Source organism: Pseudomonas sp. UBA6310, assembly GCF_002438225.1.
In the GTDB taxonomy this organism is placed as follows: domain Bacteria; phylum Pseudomonadota; class Gammaproteobacteria; order Pseudomonadales; family Pseudomonadaceae; genus Pseudomonas_O; species Pseudomonas_O kuykendallii.
Window position 1 is genome coordinate 16,583 of the sequence record NZ_DJTK01000020.1, and the last position, 23,967, is coordinate 40,549.

23 protein-coding genes are annotated in these 23,967 nt (G+C 66.0%); 13 read left to right on the plus strand and 10 right to left on the minus strand.

The window, feature by feature from the left end; all coding sequences use genetic code 11:
- Window positions 1–20 precede the first annotated feature (20 nt).
- Entirely contained in the window at window positions 21–1,232 is a 1,212-nt protein-coding gene (locus tag B3E91_RS03730; protein ID WP_273233770.1) for a putative DNA modification/repair radical SAM protein, read from the plus strand.
- On the plus strand, window positions 1,232–2,689 hold the full coding sequence (locus B3E91_RS03735) for a UdgX family uracil-DNA binding protein (protein ID WP_287028443.1): 1,458 nt from the start codon (window positions 1,232–1,234) through the stop codon (window positions 2,687–2,689). Before B3E91_RS03730 ends, B3E91_RS03735 begins: the two co-directional genes overlap by 1 nt.
- 46 nt (window positions 2,690–2,735) lie before the next feature.
- On the opposite strand, the gene B3E91_RS03740 is transcribed toward B3E91_RS03735, so the two are convergent.
- The gene (locus B3E91_RS03740; RefSeq protein ID WP_090225213.1) at window positions 2,736–3,881 is read right to left on the minus strand and encodes a PilT/PilU family type 4a pilus ATPase; all 1,146 of its coding nucleotides are present in this window, start codon (window positions 3,879–3,881) and stop codon (window positions 2,736–2,738) included.
- Window positions 3,882–3,948: 67 nt separating this feature from the next.
- On the minus strand, window positions 3,949–4,983 hold the full coding sequence (gene pilT / locus B3E91_RS03745) for a type IV pilus twitching motility protein PilT (RefSeq protein ID WP_090224879.1): 1,035 nt from the start codon (window positions 4,981–4,983) through the stop codon (window positions 3,949–3,951).
- A gap of 142 nt (window positions 4,984–5,125) precedes the next feature.
- On the opposite strand from pilT, the gene B3E91_RS03750 reads away from it, so the two are divergent.
- The 11 genes from B3E91_RS03750 (at window position 5,126) to B3E91_RS03800 (ending at window position 14,282) form a co-directional block, all read left to right on the plus strand.
- Complete coding sequence (locus B3E91_RS03750; protein WP_287028465.1) at window positions 5,126–5,842, plus strand: YggS family pyridoxal phosphate-dependent enzyme; 717 nt, start codon at window positions 5,126–5,128, stop codon at window positions 5,840–5,842.
- The gene (gene proC, locus B3E91_RS03755; protein ID WP_287028444.1) at window positions 5,839–6,657 is read left to right on the plus strand and encodes a pyrroline-5-carboxylate reductase; all 819 of its coding nucleotides are present in this window, start codon (window positions 5,839–5,841) and stop codon (window positions 6,655–6,657) included. The genes B3E91_RS03750 and proC overlap by 4 nt, the downstream gene beginning before the upstream one ends.
- A gap of 10 nt (window positions 6,658–6,667) precedes the next feature.
- Window positions 6,668–7,261: a YggT family protein gene (locus B3E91_RS03760; RefSeq protein ID WP_273233774.1), complete on the plus strand. Its 594-nt coding sequence runs from the start codon at window positions 6,668–6,670 to the stop codon at window positions 7,259–7,261.
- Complete coding sequence (locus tag B3E91_RS03765; RefSeq protein ID WP_273233775.1) at window positions 7,258–7,560, plus strand: DUF167 domain-containing protein; 303 nt, start codon at window positions 7,258–7,260, stop codon at window positions 7,558–7,560. Before B3E91_RS03760 ends, B3E91_RS03765 begins: the two co-directional genes overlap by 4 nt.
- Window positions 7,561–7,675: 115 nt before the next feature.
- Window positions 7,676–9,643: a dynamin-like GTPase family protein gene (locus B3E91_RS03770; protein WP_287028445.1), complete on the plus strand. Its 1,968-nt coding sequence runs from the start codon at window positions 7,676–7,678 to the stop codon at window positions 9,641–9,643.
- Between the two features lie 112 nt (window positions 9,644–9,755).
- Entirely contained in the window at window positions 9,756–10,895 is a 1,140-nt protein-coding gene (gene metX, locus B3E91_RS03775; RefSeq protein ID WP_273233777.1) for a homoserine O-succinyltransferase MetX, read from the plus strand.
- A gap of 2 nt (window positions 10,896–10,897) precedes the next feature.
- Entirely contained in the window at window positions 10,898–11,518 is a 621-nt protein-coding gene (gene metW, locus B3E91_RS03780; RefSeq protein ID WP_090224868.1) for a methionine biosynthesis protein MetW, read from the plus strand.
- A gap of 29 nt (window positions 11,519–11,547) precedes the next feature.
- The gene (locus tag B3E91_RS03785) at window positions 11,548–11,967 is read left to right on the plus strand and encodes a DUF4426 domain-containing protein (RefSeq protein ID WP_287028446.1); all 420 of its coding nucleotides are present in this window, start codon (window positions 11,548–11,550) and stop codon (window positions 11,965–11,967) included.
- Complete coding sequence (gene rdgB, locus B3E91_RS03790) at window positions 11,964–12,560, plus strand: RdgB/HAM1 family non-canonical purine NTP pyrophosphatase (RefSeq protein WP_090224865.1); 597 nt, start codon at window positions 11,964–11,966, stop codon at window positions 12,558–12,560. Before B3E91_RS03785 ends, rdgB begins: the two co-directional genes overlap by 4 nt.
- Window positions 12,557–13,756, plus strand: coding sequence for a radical SAM family heme chaperone HemW (hemW, locus tag B3E91_RS03795; protein WP_287028447.1), 1,200 nt, complete (start codon window positions 12,557–12,559; stop codon window positions 13,754–13,756). The genes rdgB and hemW overlap by 4 nt, the downstream gene beginning before the upstream one ends.
- Before the next feature lie 202 nt (window positions 13,757–13,958).
- Entirely contained in the window at window positions 13,959–14,282 is a 324-nt protein-coding gene (locus B3E91_RS03800; RefSeq protein WP_090224861.1) for a DUF3392 domain-containing protein, read from the plus strand.
- Window positions 14,283–14,346: 64 nt separating this feature from the next.
- On the opposite strand, the gene B3E91_RS03805 is transcribed toward B3E91_RS03800, so the two are convergent.
- The 8 genes from B3E91_RS03805 to B3E91_RS03840 form a co-directional block, all read right to left on the minus strand.
- Window positions 14,347–15,237 carry an ABC transporter permease subunit gene (locus tag B3E91_RS03805; protein ID WP_287028448.1) on the minus strand — a complete coding sequence of 297 codons (891 nt, stop codon included), beginning with the start codon at window positions 15,235–15,237 and terminating at the stop codon, window positions 14,347–14,349.
- The gene (locus B3E91_RS03810; protein WP_175534294.1) at window positions 15,234–16,115 is read right to left on the minus strand and encodes an ABC transporter permease subunit; all 882 of its coding nucleotides are present in this window, start codon (window positions 16,113–16,115) and stop codon (window positions 15,234–15,236) included. The genes B3E91_RS03805 and B3E91_RS03810 overlap by 4 nt, the downstream gene beginning before the upstream one ends.
- A gap of 221 nt (window positions 16,116–16,336) precedes the next feature.
- A complete protein-coding gene (potA, locus tag B3E91_RS03815) occupies window positions 16,337–17,491 on the minus strand; it encodes a polyamine ABC transporter ATP-binding protein (RefSeq protein ID WP_090224858.1) in 1,155 nt (384 codons plus the stop codon).
- A 50-nt stretch (window positions 17,492–17,541) separates the two neighbouring features.
- Window positions 17,542–18,597, minus strand: a complete 1,056-nt coding sequence (locus B3E91_RS03820; protein WP_090225209.1) for a polyamine ABC transporter substrate-binding protein — start codon at window positions 18,595–18,597, stop codon at window positions 17,542–17,544.
- 230 nt (window positions 18,598–18,827) lie between these two features.
- Window positions 18,828–19,925 (minus strand): polyamine ABC transporter substrate-binding protein, encoded by a 1,098-nt coding sequence (locus tag B3E91_RS03825; RefSeq protein WP_090224856.1) that lies wholly within the window; start codon window positions 19,923–19,925, stop codon window positions 18,828–18,830.
- 146 nt (window positions 19,926–20,071) lie between these two features.
- On the minus strand, window positions 20,072–21,439 hold the full coding sequence (locus B3E91_RS03830) for an aspartate aminotransferase family protein (RefSeq protein WP_414708191.1): 1,368 nt from the start codon (window positions 21,437–21,439) through the stop codon (window positions 20,072–20,074).
- Between the two features lie 52 nt (window positions 21,440–21,491).
- Window positions 21,492–22,850: a glutamine synthetase family protein gene (locus tag B3E91_RS03835; protein WP_090224852.1), complete on the minus strand. Its 1,359-nt coding sequence runs from the start codon at window positions 22,848–22,850 to the stop codon at window positions 21,492–21,494.
- Window positions 22,851–22,951: 101 nt separating this feature from the next.
- Complete coding sequence (locus B3E91_RS03840) at window positions 22,952–23,704, minus strand: gamma-glutamyl-gamma-aminobutyrate hydrolase family protein (RefSeq protein ID WP_286785903.1); 753 nt, start codon at window positions 23,702–23,704, stop codon at window positions 22,952–22,954.
- Window positions 23,705–23,967 lie beyond the last annotated feature (263 nt).

Genomic DNA, 23,967 nt, shown 5'->3' on the forward strand with positions numbered 1-23,967 from the left:
TACAGTATTTGGTAAAGATCATGGACATCACCGACAAGCTCATCGTGCTGGCCGATGCTGCCAAGTATGACGTTTCCTGCGCCAGCAGCGGAGCACCGAAGCGCAGCTCCCGCGGCAAGGACGGCCTGGGCGCCACCGATGGCGCGGGCATCTGCCACAGTTTCACACCGGATGGCCGCTGCGTCGCCCTGCTGAAGATCCTGCTGACGAATTTCTGCCTCTACGACTGCCAGTACTGCGTCAACCGGCGCTCCAGCAACGTGCCACGGGCCCGCTTCACGCCCGAGGAAGTGGTCCGCCTGACCCTGGATTTCTACCGCCGCAACGTCATCAGCGGCCTGTTCCTCAGCTCCGGCATCATCCGCTCCTCGGACTACACCATGGAGCAGCTGACCCGCGTCGCCCAGAGCCTGCGCGAGGACCACGGCTTTCGCGGCTACATCCACCTGAAAACGATTCCCGACGCCGATCCGCTGCTGATCGCCCAGGCCGGACGCTACGCCGATCGCCTGAGCGTGAACATCGAACTGCCCACCGAGGACAGCCTGGTGCACCTGGCGCCGGAGAAGAACGGCCGCACCATCCGCCAGGCGATGGGCGCGATCCGCCTCGGCGTCGAGGAAGCCGGCAGCGAGGCCCGCGCGCCGCGCTTCGCCCCCGCCGGGCAGAGCACGCAGATGATCGTCGGCGCCGATGCCACCGACGACCGCACCATCCTCGACACCGCGCAGCGGCTGTATGGCGCCTACGGGCTCAAGCGCGTCTACTACTCCGCCTTCAGCCCGATCCCGCAGAGCCCCACCACGGTGCCGCTGCAGGCACCGCCGCTGCTGCGCGAACACCGCCTGTACCAGGCCGATTTCCTCCTGCGCGGCTACGGCTTCAACACCGAGGAGCTGCTCGCCGGCCCCGGCAACCTGGCGCTGGACATCGACCCCAAGCTGGCCTGGGCGTTGAATCACCGCGCGCAGTTCCCGGTGGACCTCAATCGCGCCGAACCGATGCTGATCGCCCGCGTGCCCGGCATCGGCGTGCGCAACGCCAAGCGCCTGGCCCTGCTGCGGCGCGAGCGGCGCATCCGCTACGACGATCTGGTGCGCATGCGCTGTTCGATGGACAAGCTCAAGCCGTTCATCGTGGTGCAGGACTACCGGCCGCGCAGCGATGGCTTCGAGTCCGCCACGCTGCGCCGCGCGCTGAGCGACACGCCGGCGCAGATGGCACTGTGGTGATGCGCCTGGTGCGCTTCTCCGGCCGCTTCGCCGACTGGCGCAAGGAGTGCCGGACGCTGCTGGAGGACGGCGTCGCACCGCACACGCTCACCTGGCAGGTGGATAGCGCCTGCGACGACCTGTTCGCCGCGGTCGGCGAGGAGCCGGCGCGCTACGCCGTCACGCGCGCCGCACTCAAGGTCCCGCGGGAATTGCCGGACCTGCTGGAAAGCGCCGCCCGCTTTCGCGCCGACGACCGCTGGGCGCTGCTCTACCGCGTGCTCTGGCGCGTCACCGGCGGCGACCGCAGCGCCATGCTCGCCGGCGACATCGACGGCGCCGTGCTGCAGCGACGGGTCAAGGCGGTGCGCCGCGAAGCGCACCACATGCACGCGTTCCTGCGCTTCCGCCAGCGCGACGCCGCCCTCGGCGCGCCGCAGTTCGTCGCCTGGCACGAGCCGGCCCACGACGTACTCGATCTCGGCGCCGAACACTTCGCCGAACGCATGGGCCGCAGCACCTGGCTGATCGCCACGCCGGACGGCACCGCGCATTTCGACGGCACGCGCGTGCACTACCAGGAGGGCTGCCCGGCCGAACTGCGCGCCTTCGCCGAAGGTATCCGCGACGATGGCGAACGACTCTGGCAGGCCTACTACGCGAGCACCTTCAACCCCGCCCGGCTGAACCAGAAGGTGATGCGCGGACACATGCCGGCGCGTTTCTGGAAGAACCTCCCGGAAGGCCCGCTGATCGCCGGACTGATGAGCCAGGCGCGCGCCGGGCAGCAGCGCCTGGCGCAGGCCGCCACGGTCGGCGAGCAGGATGGCCGGCAGGTACTGATCGCCCGCGAGAAGGCGCAGCCCGAGCGGCCGTTGCCCAGCTCGCTGGAAAGCTGCCGCAACTGCGACATCTGGCGCGACGCGACCCGCGCGGTGCCGGGAGAGGGCCCGCCGCGGGCGCGGATCATGCTGCTCGGCGAGCAGCCGGGCGATCAGGAAGACCTGGCCGGCAAGCCCTTCATCGGCCCCGCCGGCCAGGTGCTGGCGCGCGCCCTCGCCGAAGCCGGATTACGCCGGGAAGACATCTACCTGACCAACGCGGTGAAGCACTTCAAGTGGGAACCGCGCGGCGGCATCGCCGGGCGCGCCGCCACGCGCCTGCACGCCACGCCGAAACCGGCCGAGATCAAGGCCTGCCGCGGCTGGCTGGGCAAGGAGCTGGAGGAGGTGCAGCCGCAGGTGATCGTTGCCCTGGGCCGCACCGCGCTGGCGTCGCTGCTGGAAATCCACGACCCGCAACGCGTCCGCCTGGCCGATTACGCTGGCCGGGCCTTCGCTCATCAGGGTCGCTGGGTGGTGGTGGCGCCCCATCCCGCCGCGGTGCTGCGCGCCGCAGATGCCGGCGAGCAGCGTTTCGCCGAACTGGCGGAGGTGCTCAGGCAGGCGAGCGAGCTACAGGAGGTCATGGCGACTTAGGGGCGCAGCCTGGGTGGGCTGAAGCCCACCCTACGGAGCGTTAACCTCAGCGGAAGCGCCGGCCCGGATCGTCGTCGCTGACTTCCAGCGAAAGCCCCTGGGACACGCTGGTGAGGTGATCGCCGTCGGTTTCCGAACCGAGCTTGATCATCAGGCGCAGGTCGTTGGCCGAGTCGGCGTAGGCCAGGGCGTCCTCGTAGGTGATCTCGCCCTGGTTGTAGAGGTTGAACAGCGCCTGGTCGAAGGTCTGCATGCCCTGCTCGGTGGAGCGCTTCATCAGCGACTTCAGCTCGTGCACTTCGCCCTTGCGAATCAGGTCGGCGGCCAGCGGGGTGTTGAGCAGCACCTCGATCACCGCACGGCGGCCCTTGCCGTCCGGCGTGGGCACCAGTTGCTGGGCGACGATGGCGCGCAGGTTCAGCGAGAGGTCCATCCACACCTGCTGCTGCCGGTCGGCCGGGAAGAAGTGGATGATCCGGTCCAGCGCCTGGTTGGCGTTGTTGGCGTGCAGCGTGGCCAGGCACAGGTGGCCGGTTTCGGCGAAGGCCACGGCGTAGTCCATGGTTTCGCGGGTGCGCACCTCGCCGATCATGATCACGTCCGGTGCCTGGCGCAGGGTGTTCTTCAGCGCCACCTCGAAGGATTCGGTGTCGATGCCCACTTCGCGCTGGGTCACGATACAGTTCTGGTGCTGGTGGATGAACTCGATCGGGTCCTCGATGGAAATGATGTGGCCACTGGAGTTCTTGTTGCGGTAACCGATCATCGAGGCCAGCGAGGTGGATTTGCCGGTGCCGGTGGCGCCGACGAAGATCACCAGGCCGCGCTTGGTCATCGCCAGTTTCTTGAGGATTTCCGGCAGGCGCAGGTCTTCCATGGTCGGAATGTTGGTCTCGATCCGCCGCAACACCATGCCGACCAGGTTGCGCTGGTAGAAGGCGCTGACACGGAAACGCCCGACACCGCGGGCACTGATGGCGAAGTTGCACTCGTGCTGGGCGGCGAAATCGCGGCGCTGCTGCTCGTTCATCACGCCGAGCACGGTCTCGCGGGTCTGCTCGGGCGACATCGGCGTCTTGGTCACCGGCAGGATGCGCCCGTTGACCTTCATCGACGGCGCGACACCGGCGGTGATGAACAGGTCGGATGCGCCCTTCTCCACCATCAGGCGCAACAGTTTTTCGAATTCCATGGGCTCGCTCACGTGCAGCTCCGTTCTTGCTGGATCGGTGGAAAGGACGGGATGTCAGCCCGCGGCCTCAGAAGTTTTCCGGGGTCTTGGCCTTCTCGCGGGCGTTCTCGCGGGATACCAGGCCCTTGGCGACCAGCCCCTTGAGGCACGAGTCGAGGGTCTGCATGCCCAGCGAACCGCCAGTCTGGATCGCCGAATACATCTGCGCGACCTTGTCCTCGCGGATCAGGTTACGGATCGCCGGCGTGCCGATCATGATTTCGTGCGCCGCGACGCGACCGCCACCGATCTTCTTCAGCAGGGTCTGCGAGATCACCGCCTGCAGCGACTCGGAAAGCATCGAGCGAACCATGGATTTCTCCTCGGCCGGGAACACGTCGACGATCCGGTCGATGGTCTTCGCCGCCGAGGTGGTGTGCAGCGTGCCGAACACCAGGTGGCCGGTTTCCGCCGCGGTCAGCGCCAGGCGGATGGTTTCCAGGTCACGCATCTCGCCGACCAGGATGATGTCCGGGTCTTCGCGCAGGGCCGAGCGCAGCGCTTCGTTGAAGCCGAGGGTATCGCGGTGCACCTCGCGCTGGTTGACCAGGCACTTCTTCGATTCGTGAACGAATTCGATCGGGTCCTCGACGGTGAGGATGTGGTGGTACTTGGTGTTGTTCAGGTAGTCGAGCATCGCCGCCAGGGTGGTCGACTTGCCCGAACCGGTCGGGCCGGTGACCAGCACCAGCCCGCGCGGCACGTCGGCCATCTTCTTGAAGGTGTCGCCCATGCCCAGGTCTTCCATGGTCAGGACCTTGGAGGGAATGGTCCGGAACACCGCGCCGGCGCCGCGGTTGTGGTTGAAGGCGTTGACCCGGAAACGCGCGACGCCCGGCACCTCGAAGGAGAAGTCGGTCTCGAGGAATTCCTCGTAATCCTTGCGCTGCTTGTCGTTCATGATGTCGTAGATCAGCGCGTGCACCTGCTTGTGCTCCATCGCCGGCAGGTTGATCCGGCGCACGTCGCCGTCGACGCGGATCATCGGTGGCAGACCGGCCGACAGGTGCAGGTCCGAGGCGCCTTGCTTGGCGCTGAAGGCAAGCAGCTCGGTAATATCCATGGAAATCCCCAATCACGAACGAGCAGATGGCTTCGACAGGAAGGCGCGGCGGGCGGGGCGGGAAGCCCGACCTTCGCTCGCTACGCTTTCCGACAGCCTGATAGAATGCCGGACCTCTAAAGCGGGTCGCAGAGCGCAAGTAATGTCCACGATAGCAGAGAATATTGCAAAGGTCGGCGCGCGCATCCGTCGGGCGGCAGAGGCCGTACAGCGGGATTCCCAGGGTATTTCACTGCTCGCCGTGAGCAAGACGAAACCCGCCGCCGCGCTGCGCGAAGCCTATGCCGCGGGGCAGCGCGATTTCGGCGAGAACTACCTGCAGGAAGCCCTCGACAAGCAGCGCGAGCTGGCCGACCTGCCGCTCACCTGGCACTTCATCGGGCCGATCCAGTCGAACAAGACCAAGCCCATCGCCGAGCATTTCGCCTGGGTGCATTCGGTCGACCGGCTGAAGATCGCCGAACGTCTTTCCGCGCAGCGCCCCGCCGGGTTGCCGCCGCTGAACATCTGCCTGCAGGTGAACGTCAGTGGCGAGGACAGCAAGTCCGGCTGCGCCGCCGCCGAACTGCCGGCGCTGGCTGCGGCCGTGGCCGCGCTGCCCAACCTGCGCCTGCGCGGGCTAATGGCGATTCCCGAACCGAGCGACGATCCGGGCGTACAGCGCGCCGCCTTCGCGCGCCTGCGCACGCTGGGCGAAGAACTCGAGCTGCCGCTGGACACGCTGTCCATGGGCATGAGCCACGACCTCGAGGCCGCCATCGCCGAGGGCGCGACCTGGGTTCGTATCGGCACCGCGCTGTTCGGCGCGCGCGATTATCCGCAGGCCACCACCCCCTCCGACAAAGGAAACCCCGCATGAGCAGTCCCCGCATCGCCTTCATCGGCGCCGGCAACATGGCCACCAGCCTGATCGGCGGCCTGCGCGCCCAGGGCGTTCCGGCCGAGCGCATCCGCGCCAGCGACCCCGGCGCGGATGCCCGCGCGCGCGTTGCGGCCGAGCACGGCATCGCGCTGTTCGAGAGCAACGCCGAGGCCATCGAGGGCGCCGACGTGATCGTCCTGGCGACCAAGCCGCAGGTAATGAAGAGCGTCTGCCTGGCGCTGGCGCCGAACCTGCGCGAGGGCCAGCTGATCGTCTCGATCGCCGCCGGGATCACCGCCGCGAGCATCGAAAGCTGGCTGGGCGAACGCCCGCTGGTGCGCTGCATGCCGAACACGCCGGCGCTGTTGCGCCAGGGCGCCAGCGGCCTGTACGCCAACCCGCGGGTCAGTGGCGAACAGCGCGCCCAGGCGGAGCAGTTGCTGTCCGCGGTGGGCCTGGTGGAATGGCTCGACGAGGAACGCCTGATCGACGCGGTCACTGCAGTCTCCGGCAGCGGCCCGGCGTATTTCTTCCTGCTCATCGAGGCGATGACCGCCGCCGGCGAACAGCTCGGCCTGCCGCGTGAAACCGCCGCCCGGCTGACCCTGCAGACGGCCCTGGGCGCCGCGCGCATGGCCAGCGAAAGCGATGTGCCGGCCGCCGAACTGCGCCGTCGCGTCACCTCGCCGAAAGGCACCACCGAAGCGGCCATCACCGCGTTCCAGGCGGGCGGATTCGACGCGCTGGTGCAGCAGGCGCTCGACGCCGCCGCGCAGCGCTCCGCCGAACTCGCCGAACAACTGGGTCAATAAGGAGCTATCGATGACCGGTCTCAACACCGCCGCCATCTACGTGATTCAGACGCTCGGCAGCCTCTATCTGCTGATCGTCCTGCTGCGCTTCATCCTGCAAATGGTCCGCGCGGATTTCTACAACCCGATGAGCCAGTTCATCGTGCGCGCCACCCAGCCGCTGCTGCGTCCGCTGCGCAAGGTGATTCCCGGATTCGGCGGGGTCGACCTGGCCTCGCTGGTGCTGGCGATCCTGGTGCAGATGCTGCTGATGGTGATCACCCTGATCCTGATGGGCTACGGCGTCGGCGGCTTCCTCCTGCAGGTTCTGATCTGGGCGATCATCGGCGTCACCTCGCTGTTCATGAAGGTGTTCTTCTTCGCCCTGATCATCAGCGTGATCCTGTCCTGGGTCGCGCCCGGCACACGCAACCCGGCCGCCGAACTGGTCAACCAGATCTGCGAGCCGCTGCTGTCGCCGATCCGGCGCGTCCTGCCCAACCTCGGCGGGCTCGACCTGTCGCCGATCTTCGCCTTCATCGCGCTCAACCTGATCGACATGCTGGTGATCAACAACCTCGCGGCGATGACGGGAATGCCGAAAATCCTCAGTCCGTTCATGTGAGCGGCGCGTACTTCCGCTGGGACGGCGAGGACCTGCTCCTCGCCTGTCACCTGCAGCCCAAGGCCAGTCGCGACGAGTTCGCCGGGCTGCACGGCGACCGGTTGAAGATCCGCCTCACCGCGCCGCCGGTGGAGGGCAAGGCCAATGCCCATCTGCTGGCCTTCCTCGCCGAGGCGTTCGGCGTGTCGAAAAGCCAGGTCAGCCTGGAAAGCGGCGAACTGAACCGCCAGAAGCGGGTGCGTATCCGCCACCCGCGACAACTGCCCGCACTCCCTGGTTTGACCGCTCGCCCCACCTGAGCGACCTTACGGCCGGGCGATGCCGGCGCCGCGTTGAAGCCCTGCGTCGGCCTTTCCATAATCCAGGGGCGCCGCCGCATCGCGCCTCTCGCACACCGCCATCAGGACGCATCGAATGAGCATGGAACGCCTCAGCCAGCAGGTGGACGCCTACGTCGAATGGAAGCGCGAACTGATCCGCGAGATCATCCGCTACCGCAGCTGGCTGGCGAGCAACCGGCTCGGTTCCGACGCGGTGGAAGCCCGGCTCGAACGCGCGCTTCGCCTGCTGCGCACCGACCACATCACCCTGGCCTTCGTCGGCGAGTTCTCGCGCGGCAAGAGCGAGCTGATCAACGCCCTGTTCTTCTCCCAATACGGCCAGCGCATGCTGCCCTCGCGCGCCGGTCGCACCACCATGTGCCCCACCGAGCTGTTCTTCGACCCGCGCTCCGAGCGTCCCTACATCCGCCTGTTGCCGATCGAGACGCGCATCTCCGCCACCCGCGTGGCGCAGTTCAAGCGGCTTCCGCGGCACTGGGTGAACATTCCGCTGGATGCCAGCGATCCGGACAACATGGCCCAGGCCTTCGCCCAGCTGGCGCAGGCCAAGCCGGTGCCGGTGGAACAGGCGATTGCCCTGGGTTTCCACCCCGACGCCCTGGAAGCCAGCGGCCGCCCCGGTGAAGTGCTGGTGCCGGCCTGGCGTCACGCCCTGGTGCACATCGATCACCCGCTGCTGCGCCAGGGCCTGCGCATCCTCGACACGCCCGGCCTGAACGCCCTGGGCAGCGAACCGGAGCTGACCCTGTCGATGCTGCCCGGCGCCCAGGCGATCATCTTCCTGCTCGCCGCCGACAGCGGCGTCAGCGCCAGCGACCTGGAAATCTGGGAACAGCACATCCGCCAGATCGACGACGACACCCCGGCGAGCCTGTTCGCCGTGCTGAACAAGATCGACACGCTGTGGGACGACCTCGCCGGCGAGGACTTCGTCGAAGCCGGCATCCGCCAGATCCAGGCCAGCAGCGCCGGCCAGCTCGGCATCGACATCCAGGACGTCCTGCCGCTGTCGGCCAAGCAGGCCCTGCTGGCCAAGGTCCGCGGCGACCGTGCGCTGCTCGAACGCAGCCGGCTGGGCGAACTCGAGGAGCTGCTCTGCGAGCGCATCGTCGCGCAGAAGGAACGGCTGCTCGAAGACCAGGTGGTGAACCAGGTGCTCGGCCTGCTCAACAACAGCCAGCACGTGCTGCAGCTGCGCCTGGAAAAAGCCCGCGAACAGCAGGCGCTGCTCGGCAGCCGTCAGCAGGACGACGGCCATCTGCTGTTCGAGCTGACCGCGCGTACCCGCCAGGAGCACGCTCGCCACCACAAGCGCCTGCTGACCCTGAAGACCAACCAGCGCCTGCTCAAGCGCCAGGGCAACCTGCTGCGCGCGGCGTCGCGCCCGGAGCGCCTGGAGCAGCACCTGCAGGACGTTCGCCGCAACCTCACCGGCAGCTGGACCACGCTGGGCATCGGCCAGGCGATCCTCGGCTTCTTCGATGCGGTGGACACCGACCTGCACCACCTGCAGCAGGAGGCCGAGATGGCCAACAAGATGGTCGGCGCCCTCTACCGCCGGCACAACGAGGAGAACCCGTTGCTCGGCATCGACGCACCGCGCTTCGACGCCAGCCGCTACCTGCGCGAACTGCACCAGTTGCGGGTCAAGGCCGACCAGTTCCGCCTGCACCCGAAAACCCTGTTCACCGAGCAGCGCGCGCTGACCCGGCGCTTCTTCGCCACCCTCGCCCAGGAAGTCATCGGCCTGCACCGGCGCCTGCGCCAGGCCGCCGAGCAGTGGGCGAGCGATGCGCTGACGCCGTTGCTGCAGCACGCCCTGGAGCACAAGCAGGCGCTCGAAGGCCACATGCTGCAACTGCGCGAGCTGGCCCAGCGCACCCGGCAGGTACGCCAGCGCGGGCAGGTGCTCGAGCGCTATCTCGCCGACCTGGAAAAACAGCTGGCCCAGGCCAACGAGATGCTGCGCGTCCTCCGCCTCCCGGCGCCGATCCAGCGCCAGGCCAAGGTGGTCAGCCTGCCGGGAGCGATGCGCCTCTGACCGCAACGCTCGGCGGCGCCCGCCGCGCGATTTCCCGCTGCGCCGATACAGGGTGAATTGCCCGGCGCTTCCCTTTAGACTTTGCCGCCTTATTTCCGCGAGAGCAGGGTCGATGTCCTCTGTCTTCCCCGATGATTCGGTCGGTCTGGTCAGCCCGCAGGTGATGACGTTCAGCGAGCCGCTGGCGCTGGCCTGCGGACGCGATCTGAACGGCTATCAGTTGGTCTACGAAACCTACGGCGAACTGAACGCGGCGCGCAGCAACGCTGTACTGATCTGCCATGCCCTGTCCGGCCATCACCATGCCGCCGGCTACCACAGCGACAGCGAGCGCAAGCCCGGCTGGTGGGACAGCTGCATCGGCCCGGGAAAGGCCATCGACACGCGCAAGTTCTTCGTCGTCTCGCTGAACAACCTCGGCGGCTGCAACGGCTCGACCGGCCCCGGCAGCATCAACCCGGCGAGCGGCCGCCCCTACGGCGCCGACTTCCCGGTGGTGACGGTGGAGGACTGGGTGAACAGCCAGGCGCGCCTCGCCGATGCATTGGGCATCGCCCAGTGGGCGGCGGTGGTGGGTGGCAGCCTCGGCGGCATGCAGGCGATGCAATGGGCGATCAGCTACCCGCAGCGCATCCGCCACTGCCTGGCGATCGCCTCGGCGCCGAAGCTCTCGGCGCAGAACATCGCCTTCAACGAAGTCTCGCGCCAGGCGATCCTCTCCGACCCGCAGTTCCACGGCGGGCATTTCCAGGAACAGGGCGTGATCCCCAAGCGCGGGCTGATGCTGGCGCGCATGGTCGGCCACATCACCTACCTGTCGGATGACGCGATGGGCGAGAAATTCGGCCGCGAGCTGAAGACCGACAAGCTCAACTACGACTTCCACAGCGTCGAGTTCCAGGTGGAAAGCTACCTGCGCTACCAGGGCGAGGAATTCTCCGGGCGCTTCGACGCCAACACCTACCTGCTGATGACCAAGGCGCTGGACTACTTCGACCCGGCGGCGGCCCACGGCGGCGACCTGGCGCGGACCCTGGCGAAGGTCGAGGCGGACTTCTGCGTGATGTCCTTCACCACCGACTGGCGCTTCTCGCCGGCCCGCTCGCGGGAAATCGTCGAGGCGCTGATCGCCGCGAAGAAGAACGTCAGCTACCTGGAAATCGACGCCCCGCAGGGCCACGACGCCTTCCTCATGCCGATCCCGCGCTACCTGCAGGCGTTTGGCGGCTACATGAACCGGATTCTGGTGTAACCATGCGCGCCGACCTCGACATCATCCAGGACTGGATTCCCGCCGGCAGCCGCGTGCTCGACCTCGGCTGCGGCAACGGCGAACTGCTCGCCTGGCTGCGCGACAACAAGTCGGTGAGCGGCTACGGGCTGGAAATCGACCCCGGCAACATCGCCGAATGCGTGCGCAAGGGCGTCAACGTCATCGAGCAGGACCTCGACAAGGGCCTCGGCAACTTCGCCAGCAACAGCTTCGACGTGGTGGTGATGACCCAGTCGCTGCAGGCCATGCACTACCCGGACAAGGTGCTGGAAGAAATGCTGCGGGTCGGCAAGACCTGCATCATCACCTTCCCCAACTTCGGCCACTGGCGCTGCCGCTGGTACCTGGCGAGCAAGGGCCGCATGCCGGTGTCGGATTTCTTGCCGTACACCTGGTACAACACGCCGAACATCCACTTCTGCACCTTCGAGGACTTCGAGGCGCTCTGCCACAAGTTGCAGGTGCGCGTTCAGGACCGCCTGGCGGTCGACCGCGAGCACCGCCACAGCCTCGGCAGCCGGTTGTGGCCGAACCTGCTCGGCGAGATCGGCATCTACCGGGTCTGCGGCCCGAGCGTGGCCGACGCGCTGATCGCCGTCTGAATCCCGATCATCACCCTGGAGCCCCGACCATGCGCCGCCTGACCCTGTTCCTCGTAGCCCTCTGCCTCGCCGTGCCGGCGCTGGCCGAACGCAAGCAAAGCTTCGGCGCGCTGGACGTGCATTACAGTGCGTTCAACTCCAGCTTCCTGCAGCCGGACGTGGCCGCCGCGGCCGGCCTGGTGCGCAGCAAGCAGCAGGGCGTGCTCAACGTCGCCCTGGTGGAGGCCGGCAAGCCCGCCGCCGGCGAGATGCGTGGCGAGGTGAAGGACCTGCTCGGCAAGCGCACCGCGCTGACCTTCCGCCAGGTCCGGGAGGGCGAGTCGATCTACTACCTCGCGCAGTTCCCCATCGAGTCGCGGGAAATGCTCGCCTTCTCGCTGAAGATCAAGGCCGCCGGCGGCGCCGAGCAGAGCCTCGACTTCTCCCAGGAAATCTTTCCGGACGAATGAACATGTTCAACGAACTGGTCCTCGCCAGCCATAACGCCGGCAAACTCAAGGAACTCCAGGCCATGCTCGGCGCCAGCGTGAAGCTGCGCTCGGTGGGCGAGTTCAGTCCGGTGGAACCGGAGGAAACCGGCCTGTCGTTCGTCGAGAACGCCATCCTCAAGGCGCGCAACGCCGCGCGGCTGTCCGGATTGCCGGCACTGGCCGACGATTCCGGGCTGGCGGTGGACGTCCTCGGCGGCGCGCCGGGCATCTATTCGGCGCGCTATGCCGACGGCCAGGGCGATGCGGCGAACAACGCCAAGCTGCTGCTGGCGCTCAAGGACGTGCCGGAAGCCGAGCGCGGCGCGCAGTTCGTCTGCTGCCTGGCGCTGGTGCGGCATGCCGACGACCCGCTGCCGATCCTCTGCGAAGGCCTCTGGCACGGTCGTATCCTCAACGAAGCGCGCGGCGCCCACGGCTTCGGCTACGACCCGCTGTTCTGGGTGCCGGAGCGCAACTGCTCCAGCGCCGAGCTGGGCCCGGTCGAGAAGAACCAGATCAGCCACCGCGCGCTGGCGATGGCGCTGTTGAAGCAGCGCCTGGGCCTGGCATGAACCCGACGCCCTCTCCCCCTGCCGCGAAGGGCGCGGGGAGTCGGAACCAGGGCACGGGTTTCCAGCTCCCGCCCCTGGCGCTGTACATCCATATTCCCTGGTGCGTGCGCAAATGCCCGTACTGCGACTTCAACTCCCACGCCGCCGGCCCCGAGCTTCCGGAAGACGCCTACGTCGATGCCCTGCTGGCGGACCTTGAGCTCGATCTGGTCCATGTCCACGGCCGTCCGCTGAGTTCGATCTTCTTCGGCGGCGGCACCCCGAGCCTGTTTTCCGCCCGCGCGCTGGGGCGTCTGCTGCAGGGCGTCGAGCGTCGCGTGCCGTTCGCCGAGGACATCGAGATCACCCTGGAAGCAAATCCCGGCACCTTCGAGCAGGCCAAGTTCGTCGACTACCGCGCGCTGGGCATCAATCGCCTGTCGATCGGCGTGCAGAGTTTCCAGGCCGAGAAGCTCAAGGCGCTGGGGCGTATCCACGACGGCGACGAGGCGATCCGCGCCGCCGACATGGCCCGCGCCGCCGGCTTCGACAACTTCAACCTCGACCTCATGCATGGCCTGCCGCAGCAGTCGCTGGAGGACGCGCTGGCCGACCTGCGCATCGCCATCGCCCAGGCGCCGACGCACCTGTCCTGGTATCAGCTGACCATGGAGCCGAACACGGTGTTCTGGAGCCAGCCGCCGGAGCTGCCCGAGGACGACACCCTCTGGGACATCCAGGAAGCCGGCCAGGCGCTGCTCGCCGAACACGGCTATGTGCAGTACGAAACCTCGGCCTACGCCCGGCCCGCGCGCCAGGCGCGGCACAACCTGAACTACTGGAGCTTCGGCGACTTCCTCGGCATCGGCGCCGGCGCCCACGCCAAACTCAGCGGCCCGAACGGCGATATCCGCCGCACCTGGAAGACCCGCCTGCCGAAGGATTACCTGGATGCCGGCAAACCCTTCCAGGCCGGTGAGAAGCGGCTGCTCGCCGAGGACCTGCCGTTCGAGTTCATGATGAACGCCCTGCGCCTGGTCGACGGCGTGCCGGCCGAGCGCTTCAGCGAACGCACCGGCCTGCCGTTGTCGAGCATCGCCAGCGCCTGCGCCGGGGCGCGCCAGGCCGGCCTGCTGGATGAAGACCCGGGCCGGCTGCGGCCCACTGCGCATGGCCAGCTGTTCCTCAACGATCTGCTGCAGCGCTTCCTGCCCTGAAGGTCCAGGCATCGGCCCGCTTGCCGGAAAGCGGCTTGCGGCTGGCGCCCTCCGGCGCGGCCCACAGGGCGAGCGAGACGGGTAATGCGCATTGGCACCCCGTAAACTCCACATCCTGGCCTTTTCGCCTTCCCGACCCTCGCTCGCCGGACCGTGCACGGACCTGAGCGCGCCCCGTCCACCCCCCACTCAAGGAGCATGCATGGACTTCGTACTCGACCTGATCGCCACCCTCTCGCGCTGGTGCCGTGGGCACCTCTCCGAGATCGCCATGGCGCTGATGGCGACGCTGCTGGTGCAGTTCGGCCCATCGATCAACGCCTGGGTGCAACGCTCGGTCGGCAGCCTGAACTTCGTCCTGCGCACGCTGATCTTCGTGCTGGTCTGCGCCATCGGCTACGGCCTGGCGATGGTGTTCTTCACGCCCTGGGTGGCCAAGGGCCTCGGCTACTTCAACAACTACACGCTGGCGCCGGTGTTGCTGCTGGTGTTCTTCCTGATCGGCGTGCTGGCCGATCGCAGCTGACACGGCGCCGTTCGCCGGATGAAAAAAAGGCCACTCGCGTGGCCCTTTTTTCGTGGCGGTCGACTCAGCTCTGGCTGGGCGGCGACACAGGCGCCGGCTGCGGACGCCAGCTCTGCCCGCCGGTTTCCGCCTCCATCGCCTGCTGGATCGCGCGCTTGCGCTTCTCCTCGGCGCGCCGGGCGAAGAACCAGGCGAAGAACGTGAAGATCGACACCACCAGCAGGATCAGGCTGGCGACGGCGTTGATCTCCGGCTTCACGCCCAGGCGCACGGCGGAGAACACCTCCATCGGCAGGGTCGTGGAACCGGGCCCGGACACGAAGCTGGCGAGCACCAGGTCGTCGAGCGACAGGGCGAAGGACATCATGCCGCCCGCCGCCAGGGACGGCGCGATCATCGGGATGGTGATCAGCAGGAACACCTTCCACGGCCGCGCGCCTAGGTCCATCGCCGCCTCCTCGATGGACAGGTCCAGCTCGCGCAGCCGCGCCGACACCACGATCGCCACGTAGGACGCGCAGAACGTGGTGTGGGCGATCCAGATGGTGACGATGCCGCGCTCCTGCGGCCAGCCGATCAGTTGCGCCATCGCCACGAAGAGCAGCAGCAGCGACAGACCGGTGATCACTTCCGGCATCACCAGCGGCGCGGTGACCAGGCCACCGAACAGCGTGCGTCCGCGGAACTGCGGAATGCGGGTGAGCACGAAGGCCGCCATGGTGCCGAGCACCACCGCCGCGATGGCGGTGTAGCAGGCGATCTCCAGCGAACGCATTACCGCGCCCATCAGCTGGCGGTTGTCCAGCAGGCCGGCGTACCACTTCACCGACCAGCCGCCCCATACCGTCACCAGCTTGGAGGCGTTGAACGAGTAGATCACCAGGATCAGCATCGGCGCGTAGATGAACAGCAACCCGGCCCAGAGCATGAACGTGGTCAAGCGGAAGTGCTTCATGCCTTGCCCTCCAGTTCCTTGGCTTGGTTGCGGTTGAACAGGATGATCGGCACGATCAGGATCGCCAGCATCACCACCGCCAGGGCGGAAGCAACCGGCCAGTCACGGTTGTTGAAGAACTCCTGCCAGAGCACCTTGCCGATCATCAGTGTCTCCGGTCCGCCGAGCAGCTCGGGGATGACGAACTCGCCGACCACCGGAATGAACACCAGCATGCTGCCGGCGATGATGCCGTTCTTCGACAGCGGCACGGTGATCTTCCAGAAGTTGTTCAGGTTGCTCGAGCCCAGGTCGGACGCGGCCTCCAGCAGGCTGTTGTCGTGCTTCACCAGATTGGCGAAGAGCGGCAGGATCATGAACGGCAGGTACGAATAGACCACGCCGATGTACACCGCGAGGTTGGTGTTGAGGATCTGCAGCGGTGTGTCGATCAGGCCGATGTCGAGCAGGAAGCCGTTGAGCAGGCCGTTGTTGCTGAGGATGCCCATCCACGCGTACACCCGGATCAGGATCGCGGTCCAGGTCGGCATCATGATCAGCAGCAGCAGCGTGGTCTGCGACTCCTTCTTCGCCCGCGCCATGGCGTAGGCCATCGGGTAGCCGATCAACAGGCAGACGATGGTGCTGATCGCCGCCATCTTCAACGAGCCGAGGTACGCCGCCAGGTACAGTTCGTCCTCGGTGAGGAACAGGTAGTTGCCCAGGTTGAGGATGATTTCCAGCTTCTGCTCGGCGTAGCTGTAGATCTCGGTATACGGCGGGATCGCCACGTCGGCTTCGGCGAAGCTGATCTTCAGGACGATGAAGAACGGCAGCAGGAAGAACAGGAACAGCCAGAGGAACGGCCCGCTGACCACCGCCGCGCGCCCCGGATTCAGGTGGCTGAAGCGGCTGAAGAGCAGCGCCACGCCGACATACACTGCGGCCACGGTTGCCAGCACCACCAGCAGCGTGCAGATCTGGTTGATCGACAGCCCGAGCGCCTGCCAGAAGGTCCCGGCCGGACCGATCAGATTGAGCAGCGTCACCGCGCCGATGATCACTAGCGCCGCCGCGACGACCACGATCCCGCGGTCATTGAGTGGGTTCGTGAGTTTGCTCATGACTGCAGCACCACGCCGCTATCGTCCTCCCAGTAGACCACGACCGGATCGTCCCAGGTCGGCCGCTTGCCGCGGCGCTCGGCGTTGGCGATGAAGGCCTGGACGATCTGCCCGGACGCCAGCTTGATGTAGTACACCGAGTGGCCGCCAAGGTAGGCGATGTCGTGCACGGTACCGTTGGACCAGTTGTAGGTCGGGTGTTCGTGATCGGCCGGCAGCTGGCTGGCGATCAGCAGTTTTTCCGGGCGCAGGGCGTAGGTGATCCTGGTTTCCTGGGCGCGGGTACTGATGCCGTGGCCAATGTAGATCGGGTTGTCCAGGGCCGGGCAGTTGATCACCGCGTGGTCGGCGTCATCGGTGACGATCTCGCCGTCGAACAGGTTGACGTTGCCGATGAACTCGCAGACCAGCCGGCTCGCCGGGGTCTCGTAGATGTCCACCGGGCTGCCGATCTGGGCGATCCAACCGAGGTGCATGATGGCGATCCGCTGGGCCATGGTCATGGCCTCTTCCTGATCGTGGGTCACCATCACGCAGGTCACGCCGACGCGCTCGATGATCTGCACCAGTTCGAGCTGCATCTGCGAGCGCAGCTTCTTGTCCAGCGCCCCCATCGGCTCGTCGAGCAGCAACAGCTTCGGCCGCTTGGCCAGCGAACGGGCCAGCGCCACGCGCTGGCGCTGGCCGCCGGAGAGCTGGTGCGGCTTGCGCTTGGCGTACTGGGTCATGTGCACCAGCTTGAGCATTTCCTCGACGCGCTCGTCGATCTGCTCCTTGGACAGCTTGTCCTGCTTGAGACCGAAGGCGATGTTCTGCGCCACGGTCATGTGCGGGAACAGCGCGTAGGACTGAAACATCATGTTGATCGGCCGCTCGTAGGGCGGCATGTCGGTGATGTCCACGCCGTCCAGCAGGATGCGCCCCTCGGTGGGCCGCTCGAAGCCGGCGAGCATGCGCAGCAGTGTCGACTTGCCCGAGCCCGAGCCGCCCAGCAGGGCGAATATCTCGCCGCGGTTGATGGTCAGCGAGACGTCGTCGACGGCAACGGTTTCATCGAATTTCTTGGTGATGCGGTCTATTTTCACCAGCACTTCTTTCGGCTGCTGGTCGCCCTCGAGGGCTTTCTTGTAGGCGCTGGAGGCAACGGCCATGGGCTAACTCCCGGGAAAAATAGAGCCCGGCCAGAAGGCCGGGCGGACACTCACTTGCCAGTCTTGATGGTGGTCCAGCTGCGCGTCTGCATGCGCAGGACCTTGGGCGGCAGCTCGGCCTGCACGTAGAGCTTGTCGAGAACCTCCTGCGGCGGATAGATGCCGGGGTTGTTCAGGACCTCCTGGTCCATCAGCGGGCCGGACGCCGGAGTCGGGTTGGCGTAGCCGACGTAGTCGCTGATCTTCGCCACCACCTCAGGCTGCATGATGTAGTTCATGAAGGCATGCGCCTCCTTGACGTTCTTCGCATCGGCCGGGATCGCCATCATGTCGAACCACAGGTTGGCGCCTTCCTTGGGGATGGCGTAGGCGATGTTCACGCCCTTGCCGGCCTCTTCGGCGCGCGACTTGGCCTGGAAGATATCGCCGGAGAAGCCCACCGCGACGCAGATGTTGCCGTTGGCCAGGTCGCCGATGTACTTCGAGGAGTGGAAATAGGTCACGTAGGGGCGCACGGCGAGCAGCTTGGCCTCGGCCTTCTTGTATTCCTCGGCGCTCTGGCTGGCCGGGGACATGCCCATGTAGTTGAGCATCGCCGGCAGCACTTCATCCCCGGAATCGAGGAAGGACACGCCGCACTTGCTCAGCTTCTTCATGTTTTCCGGCTCGAACACGGTGGCCCAGGAGTCGATGTGATCGACGCCGAGCGCTTCCTTGATCTTGTCGACGTTGTAGCCGATGCCGGTGGTGCCCCACATGTACGGCACCGCGTACTGGTTGCCGGGGTCGTTGACCTCGAGCTGTTTGAGCAGCTTGGGATCGAGATTCTTCCAGTTGGGCAGCTGCGACTTGTCGAGCTTCTGGAATGCCCCGGCCTTGATCTGCTTGCCGAGGAAGTGGTTGGACGGCACGACCACGTCGAACCCGGTGCGGCCGGCGAGCAGCCTGCCTTCGAGGGTTTCGTTGGAGTCGAAGACGTCATAGATCGGCTTGATGCCGGTGGCCTTCTCGAAGTCGGCGAGGGTGGTTTCGCCGATGTAGTCGGACCAGTTGTAGATGTGGACGGTGGATTCGGCCTGGGCCGTGGCGATCAACCCGAGGGTCATGGCGGCGCCGAGCAGCGTTTTGTGGAAATCGATGTTCACACGTCTTTCCTCGTTCCTTGGTCAGTCGTCGGAGCCTCGCGGCCCGGTTCGCGGTCAGCCTTGCACGCATCCGGTCTCCGCCTGGCGGGCGCCGTGTGCGAGGGGTGGAACGCCGCGGCTGGCGCCGCGGCACGTCACGGCCGCCGGCGAACGCTCCGCTGTTGGCAGAGCGCGCCGGAGACCATTGCTGCTTACTTGCCCGACTTGATGGCGGTCCAGCTGCGAGTCATTGCGCGCTGCACTTTCGCCGGCAGGTCCGGGAAGGCGTAGAGCTGCTTCATCACCTCAGGCGTCGGGTAGATGCCCGGGTCGGTGCGGATCGCCTCGTCCACCAGTTCGGTGGCGGCGGCGTTGCCGTTGGGGTAGGACACGTAGTTGCTGATCTCGGCGATCACGTCCGGCTTGAGCAGGAAGTTGATGAACTTCAGCGCGCCTTCCGGGTTCTCCGCGTCTTTCGGAATCGCCACGGTGTCGAAGAAGGCACCGGCGCCTTCTTTCGGGATGTTGTACAGCACCTTCACGCCGTTCTTGGCTTCTTCGGCGCGGGATTTGGCCTGGTAGATGTCGCCCGAGTAACCGATGGCCACGCAGATGTTGCCGTTGGCGAGGTCACCGATGTACTTCGAGGAGTGGAAATAGGTGATCGAGGGACGCACCTTGAGGAACAGCGCCTCGGCTTCCTTGAGCTCTTTGGGGTCCTGGCTGTCCGACTTGTAGCCCAGGTAGTGGAGGGCGGCCGGCAGGATTTCGGTCGGCGAATCGAGGAAGCTTACGCCGCAGCCCTTGAGCTTGGCGATGTTTTCCGGCTTGAACACCAGGTCCCAGGAATTGACCGGCGCGTTGTCGCCCAGCGCGGCCTTGACCTTGTCGGCGTTGTAGCCGATGCCGATGGTGCCCCACAGGTAGGGAATCGCGTACTGGTTGCCCGGGTCGCTGATTTCCAGGGTTTTCATCAAGTCGGGGTTGAGGTTCTTCCAGTTCGGCAGCTTGGACTTGTCCAGGGGCTGGTAGACGCCGGCCTTGATCTGCTTGGCGAGGAAGGAGTTGGACGGCACCACCACGTCGTAACCGGCCTTGCCGGCGAGCAGCTTGGCTTCGAGCACTTCGTTGCTGTCGTAGACGTCGTAGACGACCTTGATGCCGGTTTCCGCGGTGAACTTGGCGATGGTGTCTTCGGCGATGTAGTCGGACCAGTTGTACACGTGGAGGACTTTGTCGTCGGCCTGCGCCGCGCTGAACGCCATGCCCGCGAGGGACAACGCGAGAAGGGTCTTGCCGATTTTTTTCATGCCTACAGCTCCTGTTGTCTGAAAAGTCCGAGCCTGGCTCCCGTCACCCCCAGGGTGAGCCCGACCAGCGCCTGCGCAGTCTGGCAAGGGACGGGGCGCGTTTACAACGTTCGCCGAGGCAAAAGTCATTCCCGCGCCCTCGCCCCTCAACCCAGCACGGCGTTGGCAGTGAGGTCGAGGCAGGTGCGCGCCTTGGTCACCAGTTCATCGATCTCCGCTTTGCTGATCACCAGCGGCGGCGAAATGATCATGGTGTCGCCGACGGCCCGCATGATCAGACCGTTGTTGAAGCAGTGTTCGCGGCATTGCATGCCGACGCCCAGGTCGCCGAAGCGCTCGCGGGTCGCCTTGTTCTTCACCAGCTCCAGCGCACCGACCATGCCAACGCCGCGGGCTTCGCCCACCAGCGGGTGATCAGCCAGCTCCTGCCAACGTTTTTGCAAGTATGGTGCCGTTTCCGCCTTGACCGTTTCGACGATGCGTTCCTCCTTGAGGATGCGCAGGTTTTCCAGCGCCACCGCCGCCGCCACCGGGTGCCCGGAGTAGGTGAAGCCGTGGTAGAACTCGCCGCCGTGGTTGAGCACTTCGACGATCTCGTCGCGCACGATCACGCCGCCCATGGGGATGTAGCCACTGGTCAGGCCCTTGGCGATCGGCATCAGGTCCGGCGCATTGCCATAGTACTGGCTGCCGAACCATTCGCCGGTGCGGCCGAAGCCACAGATGACCTCGTCGGCGACGAACAGGATGTCGTAGCGGGCGAGGATTTCGCGAATCTTCGGCCAGTAGGAATCCGGCGGCACGATGACCCCGCCGGCGCCCTGGATCGGCTCGGCGATGAAGGCCGCGACGTTGTCCACGCCGAGCTCGAGAATCTTCTGCTCCAGTTGCTCGGCGACCTTGATGCCGAATTCTTCGGCCGACAGGTCGCCGCCTTCCCCGTACCAGTACGGCTGGTCGATGTGGACGATGCCGGGAATCGGCAGATCGCCCTGACCGTGCAGGGCCTTCATTCCGCCCAGGCTGACGCCGGCGACGGTGGAGCCGTGGTAGCCGTTCCAGCGGCCGATCACCACCTTCTTCGACGGCTTGCCCTTGGTCGCCCAGTAGTGACGGACCATGCGCAGCACGGTGTCGTTGGCTTCCGAGCCGGAACCGGTGAAGAACACGTGGTTCATGCCTTCCGGGGCGATGTCGGCGATCGCCTTGGCCAGTTCGATCACCGGCGGGTGGGCGGTCTGGAAGAACAGGTTGTAGAACGGCAGCTCCTGCATCTGCTTGTAGGCCGCATCGGCCAGTTCCTTGCGCCCGTAACCGACGTTGACGCACCACAGGCCGGCCATGCCGTCGAGGATCTTGTTGCCCTCGCTGTCCCAGATGTAGACGCCGTCGGCGCGGGTGATGATCCGCGCGCCCTTGGCGTTGAGCTGCTTGTAATCGGTGAACGGCGGCAGATGGTGATCGCGGCTGAGCGCTTGCCACTGCTGGGTCTGCGCATTCTTGATCGGTTGCATGGACATTCCTCCTGATTGCGGTTGGCCGCCGCGCGGGGCGGCAGCCGGCGGGTCAGACCGAGAGCAGCAGGAACTCGCGTTCCCAGGAGCTGATCACCCGCTTGTAGTTTTCATGCTCGGCGCGCTTCACCGCCACGTAGCCGGTGATGAACTTGGCGCCGAGATATTTCTCCAGGGCCTTGCAGCCTTCCATGTGCTCGAGGGCGTCCTCGATGGTCAGCGGCAGGCGCAGGTTGCGGCGCTCATAGCCGCGGCCCTTGACCGGCGCGCTCGGCCGGATGCCCTCGACCATGCCGATGTAGCCGCACAGCAGGCTGGCGGCGATGGCCAGGTACGGGTTGGCGTCGGCGCCGGCCAGGCGGTTTTCCACGCGGCGGTTCTGCGGGTTGGACTCCGGCACGCGCAGGCCGACGGTGCGGTTCTCCTCGCCCCACTCGACGTTCACCGGTGCCGAGGTATCCGGCAGGAAGCGGCGGAAAGAGTTCACGTTGGGGGCGAACAGCGGCAGCAGCTCGGGGATGAATTTCTGCAAGCCGCCGATGTGGTGCAGGAACAGCTCGCTCATCGAACCGTCTTCGTTGGAGAAGATGTTCTTGCCGGTCTTGATGTCGACAATGCTCTGGTGCAGGTGCATCGCGCTGCCCGGCTCGTCGGTGATCGGCTTGGCCATGAAGGTGGCGGCCACGTTGTGCTTGAGCGCCGCCTCGCGCATGGTCCGCTTGAACACCAGGATCTGGTCGGCCAGGTGCAGCGCGTCGCCGTGACGGAAGTTGATCTCCATCTGCGCCGGGCCTTCCTCGTGGATCAGCGTGTCCAGGTCCAGGCCCTGCAGCTCGCACCAGTCGTACATGTCCTCGAACAGCGGATCGAACTCGTTGGCCGCATCGATGGAGAACGACTGCCGCCCGGTTTCCGGACGCCCCGAGCGGCCCAGCGGCACCTGCAGCGGCAGGTCGGGATCTTCGCAACGCTTGGTCAGGTAGAACTCCATCTCCGGCGCCACGATCGGCTGCCAGCCCTTGTCGGTGTAGAGCTTGAGAATCTTCTTGAGGATGTTGCGCGGCGACAGTTCGATGGGGTTGCCCATCTTGTCGAAGGTGTCGTGGATGACCATCGCGGTGGGCTCGATGGCCCAGGGCACCAGGTACACCGCGTTCTCGTCCGGGCGGCAGAACATGTCGATGTCCGCCGGGTCGAGCAGGTTGTAATAGATGTCGTCCTCGACGTAGTCGCCGGTGACCGTCTGCAACAGCACGCTCTCCGGAAGGCGCATGCCCTTCTCGTCGAGGAACTTGTTGGTCGGCGAGATCTTGCCCCGGGCGATCCCGGTCAGGTCGCCGATAAGGCATTCAACTTCGGTGATTTTGCGTTCTTTCAGCCAGCTGGTCAGCTGGTCGAGCTTGGTAGTCATAAAGACCTCAGGGTTGTTTGCGTCGCGGCAAGCGCTGCAGCTCCCAGCGTAGCGCCGACCGGGGTGGTCAGCGCAACGGAAAAAGCGCAGAAAGTCGTCGCTCAGCGTTGCCCCGCCCTCTCCCTGCAAGCCTCACCAAAGGCCTGGAAGATGGCGAGATAATCCGGATTTGAAAGCACCTGCCACTCCGGGTGCCATTGCACGCCGAGGGCGAAACTCGGTGCATCGATGGCGGAGAAGGCTTCGATTAGCCCGTCGGGGGCCGTGGCCTCTATGCGCAGGCCGGGCGCCAGGCGATCGATGCCCTGGCCGTGGATGGAGTTGACCTGAATCTGCGCCGCCAGGCCGAGCCCGGCGAGCACGCCACCAGGCTGCACATGCAGCGCATGACTGGGCGCGTACTGCACCTCGACCGGCTCGTTCTCCGGCTCGCGGTGATCCTGGAACGGGCCGGCCTCATGGACCTTCTGGTGCAGGCTGCCGCCGAGCGCGACGTTCATCTCCTGGAAGCCGCGGCAGATGCCGAGGATCGGCACGCCGGCCGCCAGTGCCGCGCGGATCAGCGGCAGCGTGGTGCGGTCGCGCAGGCTGTCGTGGGGCGTGCCGGGCGCGCTGGCGGGGCCGCCGTAATAATGAGGTTCGACGTTGGAAGGCGAGCCGGTGAACAACAGACCGTCTAGATTTTCCAACAGGGTCGGCTGGTCGATCAGCTCGGCCAGCGAAGGGATGATCAGGGGCAAACCCTGGGCACCGACGGCCACCGCGCGGACGTACTTGTCGCCGGCGATATGATAGGGATGGAGGCCGATCTGCTTGGTGCACGCGGTGACGCCGATCAACGGCAGGCGAGGCATGGGACACCCGATTGTTTGCTGTCTGGGGTTCTGCCGGAGAGTAGCGTTGTTCATTTTTTTACACAACACTTCTGTAAAAAATATAACACACCCGTGTCGGGCGGCGCTGTAAACCGGGTTTTCAGGCCCCTCGCAATGCCCTGAAACGCCCCAAAGATGGCCGCAAGGCTCTTTTTTAGGGCAATATGGGGCACTATTGACATCACAAGGGGATTCGGATTGACTCCCTTCACATCAGTCGCATGATTGATATTTTTAACAAT

Bases quoted from the DNA above. Each gene is read 5' to 3' on its own strand.
- metX (WP_273233777.1), top strand. From the start codon at position 9,756: ATGTCCTCTGTCTTCCCCGATGATTCGGTCGGTCTGGTCAGCCCGCAG.
- pilT (WP_090224879.1), bottom strand. From the start codon at position 4,983: ATGGATATTACCGAGCTGCTTGCCTTCAGCGCCAAGCAAGGCGCCTCG.
- metW (WP_090224868.1), top strand. From the start codon at position 10,898: ATGCGCGCCGACCTCGACATCATCCAGGACTGGATTCCCGCCGGCAGC.
- B3E91_RS03740 (WP_090225213.1), bottom strand. From the start codon at position 3,881: ATGGAATTCGAAAAACTGTTGCGCCTGATGGTGGAGAAGGGCGCATCC.
- proC (WP_287028444.1), top strand. From the start codon at position 5,839: ATGAGCAGTCCCCGCATCGCCTTCATCGGCGCCGGCAACATGGCCACC.
- B3E91_RS03760 (WP_273233774.1), top strand. From the start codon at position 6,668: ATGACCGGTCTCAACACCGCCGCCATCTACGTGATTCAGACGCTCGGC.
- B3E91_RS03750 (WP_287028465.1), top strand. From the start codon at position 5,126: ATGTCCACGATAGCAGAGAATATTGCAAAGGTCGGCGCGCGCATCCGT.
- B3E91_RS03800 (WP_090224861.1), top strand. From the start codon at position 13,959: ATGGACTTCGTACTCGACCTGATCGCCACCCTCTCGCGCTGGTGCCGT.
- B3E91_RS03770 (WP_287028445.1), top strand. From the start codon at position 7,676: ATGAGCATGGAACGCCTCAGCCAGCAGGTGGACGCCTACGTCGAATGG.
- B3E91_RS03735 (WP_287028443.1), top strand. From the start codon at position 1,232: ATGCGCCTGGTGCGCTTCTCCGGCCGCTTCGCCGACTGGCGCAAGGAG.
- B3E91_RS03730 (WP_273233770.1), top strand. From the start codon at position 21: ATGGACATCACCGACAAGCTCATCGTGCTGGCCGATGCTGCCAAGTAT.
- B3E91_RS03835 (WP_090224852.1), bottom strand. From the start codon at position 22,850: ATGACTACCAAGCTCGACCAGCTGACCAGCTGGCTGAAAGAACGCAAA.
- B3E91_RS03805 (WP_287028448.1), bottom strand. From the start codon at position 15,237: ATGAAGCACTTCCGCTTGACCACGTTCATGCTCTGGGCCGGGTTGCTG.
- rdgB (WP_090224865.1), top strand. From the start codon at position 11,964: ATGAACATGTTCAACGAACTGGTCCTCGCCAGCCATAACGCCGGCAAA.
- B3E91_RS03785 (WP_287028446.1), top strand. From the start codon at position 11,548: ATGCGCCGCCTGACCCTGTTCCTCGTAGCCCTCTGCCTCGCCGTGCCG.
- potA (WP_090224858.1), bottom strand. From the start codon at position 17,491: ATGGCCGTTGCCTCCAGCGCCTACAAGAAAGCCCTCGAGGGCGACCAG.
- hemW (WP_287028447.1), top strand. From the start codon at position 12,557: ATGAACCCGACGCCCTCTCCCCCTGCCGCGAAGGGCGCGGGGAGTCGG.
- B3E91_RS03830 (WP_414708191.1), bottom strand. From the start codon at position 21,439: ATGCAACCGATCAAGAATGCGCAGACCCAGCAGTGGCAAGCGCTCAGC.
- B3E91_RS03825 (WP_090224856.1), bottom strand. From the start codon at position 19,925: ATGAAAAAAATCGGCAAGACCCTTCTCGCGTTGTCCCTCGCGGGCATG.
- B3E91_RS03840 (WP_286785903.1), bottom strand. From the start codon at position 23,704: ATGCCTCGCCTGCCGTTGATCGGCGTCACCGCGTGCACCAAGCAGATC.
- B3E91_RS03820 (WP_090225209.1), bottom strand. From the start codon at position 18,597: ATGACCCTCGGGTTGATCGCCACGGCCCAGGCCGAATCCACCGTCCAC.